The sequence below is a fragment of the Deinococcus puniceus genome (assembly GCF_001644565.1).
GTDB classification, from domain to species: domain Bacteria; phylum Deinococcota; class Deinococci; order Deinococcales; family Deinococcaceae; genus Deinococcus; species Deinococcus puniceus.
Window position 1 is genome coordinate 2,301,614 of record NZ_CP011387.1, and the last position, 12,225, is coordinate 2,313,838.

General features: G+C 62.3%; 10 protein-coding genes, 1 tRNA gene and 1 pseudogene. 6 read left to right on the forward strand and 6 right to left on the reverse strand.

Annotation, left to right across the window (positions count from 1 at the left end; genetic code table 11):
• Window positions 1-76 precede the first annotated feature (76 nt).
• Both SU48_RS14440 and SU48_RS10490 read left to right on the forward strand, forming a co-directional pair.
• A pseudogene (locus tag SU48_RS14440) lies at window positions 77-235 on the forward strand (FKBP-type peptidyl-prolyl cis-trans isomerase); the annotation flags it as partial.
• Between the two features lie 387 nt (window positions 236-622).
• Window positions 623-1,102: an FKBP-type peptidyl-prolyl cis-trans isomerase gene (locus SU48_RS10490; protein ID WP_064015997.1), complete on the forward strand. Its 480-nt coding sequence runs from the start codon at window positions 623-625 to the stop codon at window positions 1,100-1,102.
• A gap of 70 nt (window positions 1,103-1,172) precedes the next feature.
• On the opposite strand, the gene SU48_RS10495 is transcribed toward SU48_RS10490, so the two are convergent.
• The 4 genes from SU48_RS10495 to SU48_RS10510 form a co-directional block, all read right to left on the reverse strand.
• Window positions 1,173-2,198, reverse strand: a complete 1,026-nt coding sequence (locus tag SU48_RS10495) for a nucleotidyltransferase domain-containing protein (RefSeq protein WP_064015212.1) — start codon at window positions 2,196-2,198, stop codon at window positions 1,173-1,175.
• A gap of 8 nt (window positions 2,199-2,206) precedes the next feature.
• Window positions 2,207-2,722, reverse strand: coding sequence for an HDIG domain-containing metalloprotein (locus tag SU48_RS10500; protein ID WP_064015213.1), 516 nt, complete (start codon window positions 2,720-2,722; stop codon window positions 2,207-2,209).
• A gap of 115 nt (window positions 2,723-2,837) precedes the next feature.
• A complete protein-coding gene (gene trxB, locus SU48_RS10505; protein ID WP_064015214.1) occupies window positions 2,838-3,827 on the reverse strand; it encodes a thioredoxin-disulfide reductase in 990 nt (329 codons plus the stop codon).
• Between the two features lie 153 nt (window positions 3,828-3,980).
• Window positions 3,981-4,054 (reverse strand) — tRNA-Gln (locus tag SU48_RS10510).
• 352 nt (window positions 4,055-4,406) lie between these two features.
• Here SU48_RS10510 and SU48_RS10515 point away from each other — a divergent pair.
• Window positions 4,407-6,257: a 30S ribosomal protein S1 gene (locus SU48_RS10515; protein ID WP_064015215.1), complete on the forward strand. Its 1,851-nt coding sequence runs from the start codon at window positions 4,407-4,409 to the stop codon at window positions 6,255-6,257.
• 278 nt (window positions 6,258-6,535) lie between these two features.
• Here the strand turns inward: SU48_RS10515 and SU48_RS10520 are convergent, their stop codons facing one another.
• A complete protein-coding gene (locus SU48_RS10520; protein ID WP_064015216.1) occupies window positions 6,536-7,300 on the reverse strand; it encodes a hypothetical protein in 765 nt (254 codons plus the stop codon).
• Window positions 7,301-7,302: 2 nt separating this feature from the next.
• Window positions 7,303-8,319 carry a phage holin family protein gene (locus SU48_RS10525; protein ID WP_064015217.1) on the reverse strand — a complete coding sequence of 339 codons (1,017 nt, stop codon included), beginning with the start codon at window positions 8,317-8,319 and terminating at the stop codon, window positions 7,303-7,305.
• Window positions 8,320-8,405: 86 nt separating this feature from the next.
• On the opposite strand from SU48_RS10525, the gene SU48_RS10530 reads away from it, so the two are divergent.
• From SU48_RS10530 to crtI, 3 genes are all read left to right on the forward strand, one after another.
• The gene (locus tag SU48_RS10530; protein ID WP_064015218.1) at window positions 8,406-9,125 is read left to right on the forward strand and encodes a class I SAM-dependent methyltransferase; all 720 of its coding nucleotides are present in this window, start codon (window positions 8,406-8,408) and stop codon (window positions 9,123-9,125) included.
• A 230-nt stretch (window positions 9,126-9,355) separates the two neighbouring features.
• Entirely contained in the window at window positions 9,356-10,273 is a 918-nt protein-coding gene (locus SU48_RS10535) for a phytoene/squalene synthase family protein (protein ID WP_082869745.1), read from the forward strand.
• Window positions 10,274-10,412: 139 nt separating this feature from the next.
• Window positions 10,413-12,149 carry a phytoene desaturase family protein gene (crtI, locus tag SU48_RS10540; RefSeq protein ID WP_064015219.1) on the forward strand — a complete coding sequence of 579 codons (1,737 nt, stop codon included), beginning with the start codon at window positions 10,413-10,415 and terminating at the stop codon, window positions 12,147-12,149.
• Window positions 12,150-12,225 lie beyond the last annotated feature (76 nt).

The window sequence follows — 12,225 nt, forward strand, 5'->3', positions numbered from 1 at the left end:
TGCAACCCAGAGGGTACACTTTTGGGCAATGCCCGCAGCAAGTCGGCCAGCACATTGGCAGGGGAACGGAGAGCGCATGAAGATTACTCAGAACAAAGTGGTGGAACTCGATTACAAGCTCAGCGTGAACGGCGAAACCATAGACCGTAGCGAACCCGGCGAGCCGCTGATCTATCTGCATGGGCACGGCGGCATCATTTCCGGCCTAGAAGAGAAGCTGACATACTTGGAAACTGGTGACCGCCTGATAGTCACCATACAGCCCGAAGACGGGTACGGCGTGCGCGACCAAGACAAAGTAGACGTACTGGGGCGCGAAGATTTTGACGATGACATCGAAGTGGGAGCAACCTACTATGCCCAGGATGAAGACGGCGAGGTAGTACCCTTTACGGTGCTGGAAATAGACGGCGATACCGTGCGCGTGGACTTCAATGTGCCTCTGGCCGGAGAAGTGCTGGGCTTTGAGGTCACGGTGCTGAGTGTGCGCGACGCCACGCCCGAAGAGTTGGAACACGGGCATGCCCACAGCGCTGGAATGCATGACCACGACGAATTAGAAATTCTGACCCTAGACGCCCTTGAAGCAAACGAGCCGGAAAGTGCGGCCACAGGAGACACCATGACCATCGCCCAAGATAAAGTTGTAGAACTTGAATACACCCTGACCATCAACGGCGAAATCAGAGACCGGAGCGAACCCGGCGAACCCCTGACCTATCTGCACGGCCACAGCAACATCATTCCCGGCTTAGAGCAGGCCATAGAGGGCCGCTCGGCAGGCGACACGCTGCAGGTGACGGTGCAGCCCGAAGACGGCTACGGCCCCCGCGACGAAGACAACACGGATGAACTTGACCGCGCCGATTTCGAGGACGACATCGAAGTGGGCATGACTTACTACGCGCAGGCCGAGGACGGAAGCGTATTGCCCTTCACGGTGCTGAGCATCGACGGCGACAGCGTGAAAGTGGATTTCAATCCGCCGCTGGCCGGACAGGTGCTGAACTTTGACGTGACGGTGCTGAGCGTGCGCGACGCCACCACCGAGGAACTGGAACACGGCCACGCCCACACCGCCGGGATGCATGACCACGACTGAAGCCTGAGCATCAGCTTCGGCAGTTCTGGGGGCGACCTCAGGGCTGTTTTTGTTGTGGGAATCGGGGCCATCAACTGCCTAGCATGGCCAGCCACTCGTGCCCCGGCGACGTGAGGCGTAACGCATCTTCCAGCCATGCGCGGGCTTCGGCCTTCAGCGTGGGCAGGGTGCGGGCAAAGTCACGCTGGTCTTTGCCTCTGGGGTCACGGCCTGCGGTGCGGCTTTTAAACAGCAGCACGGCTTCGGGAGCCAGATGGGGCAGCCCATGTGCGCCGACTAGGCGGGCCTGCCCCATCGGTAGGGTCACACGGGGATCACGGCGGTAAAGCCAGAGTTCATCGCCAGCGTCATTAACGTCGGTCAGCATCACATCCAGCAGTTGAGCATGCGGCAACCCACGATGACGGGCGTGGACTTGAAAGTCGGGCGCTACTATCGGAGCTGTCCAAGCGTGGTAGGCCCCGCCTCGGCAGGCGTCCAGCCGCCATCCCGCAGCGGCCAACGCATCCCGCACTTCATCCTGCCTGTGCCGGGGCACGGTCACGTCTACGTCCTCATGCGGGCGCGTGACGGTGCCGTGCCACGCATCCAGCGCCCAACCACCTGCCAGCATCCACGGCAAGTTCAGCGGGGCCAAAGTCTGGGCCGCAAAGAGGGCCGGGGCAAAGCCCACCGTCTGGGCGTGGTGGGCGTAGGCAGCGGGCAGCAGCAGGGCATCGGCGTGGGTGCGTCCAGCCTGTGTGAATGCAGCGCGGTAACGCTGGGCCGTGTCGGGCACAGTCAGCAGCAAGTCACGCAGCACCGCCTGATCGGTGGCCCAAGCCGTGCCTTCCTCCGCGACAACCACGCGCCAACCACCGGGATGCAGGAATGTGCCGCCGGGTTGCCGGATATACCCCAGCGCCAGCAGCGGGGCTTCGGCGGGCGTACCGGGCAGCAAATCCAAATGCAGTTCGGGCCTGTCCAGATCGGCCAGCACGGGCATACTGCCGGGGCCACTCAGCGACAGGGCGAAAATGCCGGTTGTTCGGCCCCGCTCCAAGGCAGACCCCAAGGCATCGGTCAGACTTTGAATGGCGTGAGGTAACGAATCCACTGCCTACCCTATTCCAGATCGTCGTAATGGTGCAGCAGCGCGGCGTCGGGATCGCCCACCGGATGATGATGGCGGGCCACAAGGCGGGCCACGCGCGGCCTTGCCCCGGCACGGGCCAGCAGTTGTGCGCCCAGTTCCGGGTGATTGGCCCGAATCCCGATGGCCCCCACAGGCGGCAGCAGCCGGGCCAAGCGGTTGGGAATCAGGCCTACCAACACCCGCTCTATCACGTAGTACGGGCGCAAGCTTTTGCCGCAGTCGTGCAGCAGGGCGGCGGCCATCAGTTCAGGTTGTGCGTGGGGATAATCGCGCAGCAGGTGGCGGGCCACGCGGCAAGCATGTTCGCGGTCACGGGCGTCCATCCCGCCGTACACGCGGGCTTCTTCGGGCGTCAGATATTCGGCGGCCCAAGCGTCTTCGGGCTGGGCGGTGCGGGTGGTCAGACTCCGGCTCAGGCGAAGCGCCTTGCCTGCATAGCCGCGCACCTTGCGAATCAGCCGCTGGAGGGGCGAAAGGCGGAGCATAGAAACAGGATAAACGCAAACGGGGGTTTGTAACAAAAGTCCCAAATATTGGTCAAAGAAAGCGGGGAAGGTGGACGCGTTGGCCCAAGCTTCCCCACTTTGTTGCTCACTGGTTTCAGTCCGCTGCCGTATCTGTCCCTGTCTGCGTTTCTAACTCCAACGCGGCCAAGGCGCGTTCAGCACTCATGGCCGCCCGCGTGCCTGCACCGACGCTCGTCGCCAACTGACGGTACACATGATCGCTCACATCACCTGCGGCAAACAACATCGGGACGCTGGTGTAAATCTCGTCGGTCACGTCCACGTAGCCGTCGTCGCGCAGTTTCACGGTGCCCTTCACAAAATCGGTGTTGGGAATATGGCCGATGAAGATGAACACACCGTCCGTGGCAAAGTCGCTGACTTCTCCGGTCTTCAGGTTTTTCAGGCGCACATTGCTGACGCTGCCATCCCCCTGAATTTCTTCTACAGCGGTGTCCCAGATGAACTTCATCTTGGGGTTGGCGAGGGCGCGGGCCTGCGCGACTTTGTTGGCCCGCAAGGTGTCGCGGCGGTGAATCAGCGTGACTTCATCGGCGAACTTGGTTAGAAACAGGCCCTCTTCTACGGCTGCGTCGCCACCGCCTACCACCACGACTTTTTTGCCCCGGTAGAAGAACCCATCGCAAGTGGCGCAAGTGCTGACGCCCCGGCCCCAGTAGGCTTCCTCACCGGGCACGTTCAGGCGCTTGGGGTTGGCTCCGGTACTCAGGATCACGCTTTTGGCGCGGTAGGTGCCGCTGTAGCCGCGCACCGTAAACATATACGGATGGTGCTGGGGCGTAGATTCGATGGCTTCCACCTCATCCATCTCTATGCGTGCGCCGAACTTCTCGGCCTGCTTCACCATGCGCTCGGCCAGTTCCATGCCGGGAATCGGGTCGGGGAAACCGGGGTAGTTTTCCACTTCCTCGGTCTGGGCGATCTGGCCGCCGGGCAAGCCCTTTTCCAAAATCAGGGTGGTCAGGTTGGCGCGGCCCGTGTAGATGGCGGCGGTCAGTCCGGCGGGGCCGCCCCCCACGATCACCACGTCAAGGTCTTGGATAGGGTTTTGGGCACTGGTCATGGCCTGAGCGTACCACCAGTCACGTTCTGAGAAGGTCAGCAGGACACAGTTTACTTTATAAAGTAGTTTAGATTAACGCAACACCGTAAACCCAAGCCACACAACGCTTATGCCACACGAAAAAAGCTCCCGCCGAAGCAGGAGCCGTTGTGTTGGTTGGGGCGTATGGATTCGAACCATAATTGACGGTGTCAGAGACCGGAGTCCTGCCGTTAGACGACGCCCCACCGAGAACGAAACTGGAATGGCCCGCAGACCCTCCGCAGTTGCTCTGCCACAGCGTCAGACGCCGCATACGAGCGTTAGGGAGTATAAAGGCCGCAGCAGCAGGCGTCAAGACCTCTTCTGATCAGAACGGCGTCAGACGGGTGTGCCGCCTACAGGCTGCAAAAGGCTGAACATCGAATGGACTGCGTTCAGACGCGCTTCAGACCGTGTAGACACGCGCAAAATTCGGTTGCCCTACCCCCCCCACTCTGATACACTGAGGTGTTGCCGCGCCGACGCGCAGGTATCAGGCAGGATTTAGGATTGTGGCGACGGTATGTCAAGTGCCGACGCTCAGGAGGACAGGAGTTCATGGAAGACAACACCCAGACCCCCGCCCATCAGGACGGGACTCAGCCCACGACGGGCACCGAAGCGATGGACACCGCAGCGATGGACACGGCTCAGGCGGACACCGCCACGACGGCGGAGGCGACTTCTCCGGAGGCCGCGCCCGCTGCCGAAGTGGTTGCTGCCCCCGCCGCAGCCCCTCAAGCCGAGGAACGCGAATACCCCGCCATGACCATGGAGGACATCCTCGCCAGTGAGGCGCAGGAACCCCAGAGCGTCTCGCGTGGCGACATCGTGGACGGCACAGTCGTGTTCATCGGTCAGGACGGCATCGCCGTAGATATCGGCGCGAAGGTTGAAGGCGTCATTCCCCTCAACCAGATCGGCGAAGAACCCGTAACTCTCGAGCAGGCGCAGGAGCTGTACAAGTCCGGCGACAAGATCGAGGCGTATGTGGTTCGCGTAGACCTGCCCAACAGCCAGATCGTGCTGAGCAAAAAGCGCGCCGATCAGGACAAGGGCTGGCGCGTGCTGGAAAAGATGGAAGCTGAGAACGAGGCCTTTGAAGTCGACGTGCTTGAAAAAGTACGCGGCGGCTTGGTCGCGCAGGTGGAAGGCATTCGTGCGTTCCTGCCCGCCTCGCAGGTGGACACCCGCCGCGTGAACGATCTCGATCCCTTCGTCGGCCACCCCCTGATGGTCAAGCTGATCGAGTTGAACCGCAAGCGCAACCGCGTGATCATCAGCCACCGCGCCATCATGGAAGCCCAGAAAGCCAAGGCCCGTGAAGCCACGGTGGGTCAGCTGGAAGCCGGAGCGCAGTTCGAGGGCGAAGTCGTCGAGATCACCGATTTCGGCGTGTTCGTGAACCTCGGCGGCATCGATGGTCTGGTTCACCGCAGCGAGTTGACCTACGGGCGTTTTAACCACCCCCGTGACGTGGTCAAGGTGGGCGACAAGGTTCAAGTTCAGGTCATTGACGTGGACGAAGGCCGCGAGCGCATCAACCTGAGCATGAAGGCCCTGACGCAAGACCCTTGGGAAGGTGCCGTAGACCGCTACAGCATCGGCCAGAAGGTCAAGGGCAAGGTTACCAACCTGACCAACTTCGGCGCGTTCATCGAGCTGGAGTCGGGCCTCGAGGGTCTGGTACACGTCAGCGAAATGAGCTGGACGAAGCGCGTGCGTCATCCCAACGAGGTCATGAAGGAAGGCGACGAAGTGGAAGCCGTCATCTTGCGAATTGATCCCAAGGATCGCCGCATCAGCCTCGGTATTCGTCAGACCACCGACGATCCCTGGAGTGCGCTGCCTGACCGCTACCCCCCCGGTACGCAGGTCAAGGGCAAGATCACCGGCATGACCGATTTCGGCGTGTTCATGGAGATCGAGGAAGGCATCGAGGGCCTGATTCACATCAGCGAACTCGATACCGCCCGCGTCAACAACCCCGCCGACCTGTTCAAGAAGGGCGACGAGATTGAAGCCGTGATCCTGAACATCGACCCCGTGGAGCAGCGTGCGAGCCTCAGCCGTCGCCGCTTCCTCGGTGGCGGCGCGCCCCCACGCGACTACGTCAGCCAAGGCGGTGGCGCTCGCAGCGACCGCTTCGGCGCAGGCCCCAGCGGCGCTCCTAGCCGTGGCGGTCAGGGCGGCGGCGCAGGTGGACGCGGTGGCCGTCGTGGCGACAGCGATTACGCTTTCAACGCGAAGGACGCCTCTCAGGGCGGCAAGATCAGCACCAAGCTTGGCGACGTGTACGCCGACTTGTTTGCCCAGTTCGGCCTGAGCAACGACAAGAAAGACGACGTTCAGCCTGTAGCGGCTCCCGAAGCCGTAGCCCCCGAAACCGATACTCAGAAAAGCGAGTAAGTGCTGACGAGTAGGAGTTGGAGGGTCAGGCAGGACTGAAGTTCTGACTGGTTGAAAACAAAAGCAGGCCCGGTGTGGACAAAGCCGCCGGGCCTGTTTTGTTGTGGGTGGGAAGATCAAACGGGCAATCGCTTCGCTCACTCACCCCTCTACCTCGCTACTTTGCGAGTCTCACAGGTGGAGAGAGCAACACCAGACAAGCCAGATTCAGCACCGTCCAGAAAAGCGCGGCCCACCCTTCATCTGGGAGGCCGCGCTTTCGACGTTCTTCTTAACGCTCAGAGATTCGGATTTGCCTTCTCGGTCTCAGTAATGACGCTGCCCTGAGCTTTGGCTTCCACTTTGCTTTCGGGTGCGGCAACTTGGCCGGGGTGAGACTTGATGAAGCTGGCGACGCCGCCTGTGCTGACCGGAGCCACGCTGCTAGTGGGCACAGCACTGGTGCGGGTGGCTGGAGCCGGAGTCCTCAGCAGGGGCGTGGCGCGTTCGGCTTTGGCTTCGGCGGAGTCAGATTTGCCCAGACCCAGCTTGCTTAGCGCCGACTTCAAGCCCTCTGCCGCAGCGTCGGCGTGGCCTGCGTCGGCTTTGGGTGCGCCCGGCTTGGCGGCTGGCTTGCTCACGGGCTGCCCAGCCCTGTCCAGCATGGAGTTTGCCATTCCCTCTAGGCGCGGGGTGATCACCTTGTCGGTCAGGGTTTTGACAGCCAGTGTACTCAGCGTGGCAATCAGGGCACTCCCGATGCCGCCCTTGCTCTTCTGGCCCTTCTGGACTTTCATCAGGGCCTTCTGGTGCTTGACCGGGCTGGCGGCGTCTACGTAAATCTTCTTGCTGCGCCGGAACTGGCGGCCCACCACCATGCCCAGCACCGCGCCCACTGCCGAAGCGCCGCCCAGCATTTTCAGCGGCTCTTTTTGCAAGTTCACCTGAAGGCTGGCCTGTTCGGTCAGGGCGTCGATGCTGGCCTTCAGGCGGGCGCGGTTCTCGTCTCGCTCGCTCAGGGGCGACTGGAAATCAGAGAAATCAGAGGAACGGTCTTCAGCCATGCTCAGCTCTCCTTTTTGTTGACATTGACACTGTCTTTGTCCATCTCGTCGCGGTAGGTGGGCGTGGTGCTGACCTTGATGCCGGGCGCGTCCTTCAAGACCACCGGGTGTTGAATGTTGGGATCGTGGGCGTGGCCGCCGTGTCCGTGCCCGCCACTGTGTCCGCCGCCATCGTCGGCGCTGTGGTCTGCGTTGCCGTGACCGCTGCTGTCCTCGTGGGTGTCGCTGCCGTCAATTTTTTTGTTCAGGCCGCTGCCGTACACCTGTGCCTCACCGTCGGGCTTGCTCTCGAACACCGGAATCGTGGTGGTGCCGCCCTCCACGCGGATGGTGGCCCGGCCCTCGCTCTCGGAGATCACGCGGGTTTCTCCGGCGGTGTGCAGATCAGGGTCACGGGTCATGTCTACGCCGCCAGTGGTGTTGCTGCGGCCCGGTTCATTTTTGGGCGTGCTGTGGGTCTGGGTGGCGGCGGGCGTTTCGATGCTCTTGCCGCCGGGCACGTAGGTGGCGGGCTTGGAGCCGGTATCGGCCACCTTGTAGCCGCCTGCCGTCCCGCTGGTTTGCGTTACGGGCGCTCCGGTGGTTTTCGCTTCGGTCTTCTGGCCGTCTTTCAGCGCCTTCTGCTCGGCCTGATAACGGGCTTCCAGCATCTCGTCTTCGGTCATGGGGCCACTGCGCCGGGCAGAAGCGTCGTCGGTCTTGACCTCTGCGCCCAGCCGTTTGATGCCCAGAAACACCAGCGCACCCGTGAGGGCGAAGCTGAACAGGGCGATCAGCAGGGCCGCCGCCCACCAGCCGAGGCCGAGGCGAACGAGGCCGAAATACACGGCCAAAATCAGGAAGATCAGGCCCAGAATGAGCGGGCCAGAGGCGGCGAGCAGCAACACCACGCCGATGCCTTTGGCTTTGGCAACGTCTCCGACCCGGCGGGCCACGCCGCTGATTTCAGACTTCACGAGGGTGACGGCAGCGTCGAACACGTCGACGATTGCGCCCCCCATACTCTTGCGTTCTTCCATACCTTCCTCCGGGAATGCGGCCCCCCCTCACCGGTGCATACGGTAGCGGGGCATACGGGCCTGTCGGGAACAGCATACTGAAAGGTATGAGTCTGCCGCGTCACCTCAAAGAAACCCTGAACTCTGCTGCACACTCCGGGCCAAGCCTGAGTGTGGCCCAGCGCAGCAATCTCTGGCCTGTCACGGCGTGGGGCTATGCGTGGTGGCGGGCGCATTCCCTCACCTTGTTGGGGGGGCAGGCCTTTGGTTTAGAGCGGGAAGCAGCCCTTTTTAGCAACCTCTGCCGCCCTCAACCCAGCCAAAGTTGGCTAGATGCGGGCACCAGCACCGGCTTTTATGCGGGGGTGCTGGCCCGTGCGGGCTGCCGAGTTCTAGCTGCCGACCTGAGCGGCCCCATGTTGGCCGAAGCCCAGCGGCGCGAACCCAGTCATCAACCCAGTGAGCAGATGGACGGCGGCCAGATCGATTGGGCCATGCTGAACTTAGAGGCCAGCGGCTTGCCTGATGCTTCTTTTGACGGTGTGACGGTGGGAGCGACCCTGAATGAAACCAACGATCCGGCCCGCTTCTTGCGGGAACTCGTCCGCCTGACCCGCCCCGGTGGGCAACTGTGGTTGATGTACCTGCCGCGCACGGCTGGCCCGCTGCAAACCCTGCTGAGTACGCCCGCATTAGGCGGTCTGTCGTTCCACGATCCGGCGTGGGTGGCGCGGCAGTTGCCCGGCTGTCAGCGCACCGATTTGTTGCATGTGGGCGCAGTCGTGTTCGAGCGCTACGAAAAAGTGGGAGCCGCACGCCTCGGCTGAATATCCAGCATCTTTATCTAGTCTTCATCTTCGCAGCCTGAGTGTGAAGCTTTACATCCAACTCCTGACCAAACGGTAAGGTGAAGGGAGATTGAAGCTGTCCCTTAAGATGAGGCTGGTGTGCCGCCCGGTTTCTGTCCCCCGTAGCCAAATTCGCCTTATTTGTAAGAAAGCGTGACGTTCTGCGAGTGAAGGCCGCCTAGACTCGCCCAAAGAGAGGAATATCACCTGTGACGACCAACGCCACCCCCCTGCCCCCTGCCCAGACGTGCCTTGCCGACGCCGTGGCGCACTGCCGGGACGTGACGCGCCTGCACAGCAAAACCTTTTACTTGGGTTCGCGCTTTTTCCCGGCGCAGGAGCGGGCCGCCGTGTGGGCTGTGTACGCCGCCTGCCGCGACGGAGATGACATTGCCGACGAACTGACGGGCCATGACGCCGTGACCCAGTTGGACGGCTGGTGGGCGCGCATGCAGGTTGCCTTTGCCGGGCTGCCCGACCCACAGCCAGACGGCACGCACCCGATAGACACGGCGCTGTCGTGGGCGGCGCAGACCTACCCCATTCCCCTGTCGGCCTTCGGGGAACTGCACGAGGGCCTGAGAATGGACTTGAACGGCCACAGCTACCAGACGATGGACGACCTGACCCTGTATTGCCGCCGGGTGGCAGGCGTCGTGGGCTTCATGATCGCGCCCATCAGCGGCTACAGCGGCGGCGAACGCACCTTGCAGCATGCGCTGATGCTGGGGCAGGCCATGCAACTGACCAACATCTTGCGCGACGTGGGCGAAGACCTGGAGCGAGGGCGCGTGTACCTGCCCGCCGACCTGATGACCGAATACGGCGTGTCGGGGGCAGATCTGCAACGCGGAATAGTGACGCCCGAATACCGTGCCCTGATGCGCCACCTGTCGGCGTTGGCCCGCGACTGGTACAAGCAGGGCCGCACCGGAATTCCTATGCTGCACGGCAGCGCCCGCCTTGCCGTACAAACTGCCGCCCGCGCCTACGAGGGCATTCTGGACGACCTCGAACGCGCCGACTTCGACAACTTCCGCCGCCGCGCCTACGTGAGTGGCCCCCGCAAACTGCTGATGCTGCCGCAAGCGTGGTGGGAACTGCGGGGCTTTATGGCGCGGGCGTAAGCCTCTCTACGGCTTTGGTCTAAGAGTCTAAGGGCAAGTGCGCTTTGGCTGTGCTTGGGGCCATTGCCCGCCTAAACCCTGCGTCACCAGTGCTTTTCCCACTGACCACTCACCACTCACAGTTTTTCGAGGTTCCCCCATGACCCACACTCCCCCATCCAATCCCACCCAATCCAACTCCACCCAGCGCAAAACCGCCCTGATCATCGGCTCCGGCATCGGCGGCCTGAGCCTCGGCATCCGGCTGCAAAGCCTCGGATTTAATACCACCATTCTGGAAAAGCTGGACGCTCCGGGTGGGCGGGCCTACCAGAAACGCACCGAAGACGGCTACGTGTTCGACATGGGGCCAACCGTCATAACAGTGCCGCACTTTATTGAAGAATTGTTTGCGCTGGAACGTGACCGGGCCGCGCTGACCACGCCCGATTATCCGGCGCATGTGCTGGAAAACGAGAGAGTACGCGAAGGCGAGAGCGGCGGCCCGCGCACCCGCGACTACGTGAAACTGGTGCCGATTTTGCCCTTCTACCGCATCTACTTCGATGACGGCACCTATTTCGACTACGACGGCGACCCCGACTCCACCCGCCGCCAGATTCTGGAACTGGCCCCCGATGATCTGGCAGGCTACGAGCGCTTTCACAAGGACGCCGGAGCCATCTTCGAGCGCGGCTTTTTGGAACTGGGCTACACGCACTTTGGCGATATGCCGACCATGTTGCGCGTGGTGCCCGACCTTATGAAACTGGACGCCGTGCGAACGCTGTTCAGCTTTACCAGCAAGTATTTCCAGTCGCCCAAACTGCGGCAGGTGTTCAGCTTTGAAACGCTGCTGGTGGGCGGCAATCCCCTGAGCGTGCCCGCGATCTACGCCATGATTCACTTCGTCGAAAAGACATGGGGGATTCATTACGCGATGGGCGGCACAGGCGCGTTGGTACGGGCCTTCGTACAAAAGTTCGAGGAACTGGGCGGCCAGATACGCTACGGCGCGGAAGTGGAGCGCGTGCTGGTGAGCGACGCCAAAGGCAAGCCAGTCAAACGGCCCACCGGGGCGCGGGTGGCGCGGGGCGTGGCGCTGGCGGGCGGCGAGGAACTGCACGCCGACATCACGGTCAGCAACGGCGACTGGGCCAACCTCTATCTGAAGCTGGTGCCGCCGCAAGCCCGCCTCGTCAACAGCGATGTGCGCGTGCGGGCCGCCCGCCAGAGCATGAGCCTGCTGGTCATCTACTTCGGATTTCGGCGCGACGGCCCCAACGACCGCCCGCTGGATTTGCGCCACCACAACATCATTCTGGGGCCACGTTACGAAGAACTGCTGACCGAAATCTTTGGTCAGAAGGTGCTGAGCAAGGACTTCAGCCAGTACTTGCATGTACCTACCCTGACTGACCCGACGTTGGCCCCGGAAGGCCACCACGCCGCCTATACGCTGGTGCCCGTGCCGCACAATGCCAGCGGCCTAGACTGGAGTGTAGAGGGGCCAAAACTGGTGGAGCGCGTTTACGACTTTCTGGAGGAACGGGGCTATATTCCCAACTTGCGGGAGCGCCTGACGCACAGCGAATACATCACGCCCGACTACTTTGAAGGCACGCTGGACGCCTATATGGGCAACGCCTTCGGGCCAGAGCCGACGCTGATCCAGAGCGCGTATTTCCGGCCCCACAACCGCAGCGAAGACGTGCGGAACCTGTATTTGGTGGGCGCGGGCGCACAGCCCGGTGCAGGCACCCCCAGCGTGATGATGAGCGCCAAGATGACAGCCCGCCTGATCGCGCAGGACTTCGGCATTCACCCAGACATTCTGGGCGGCCCGGACGAAGTGGCGGCGCAGGCGGAGCCGGACGCGGTGGGCGCGGCGGACTGAGGGTCGGACTGAGGGAGCAGTGTGAGGGGGCGGGAAGGCGTCTAAGGGTCTAGGGTCGAAGGGTCTAACAACAGAA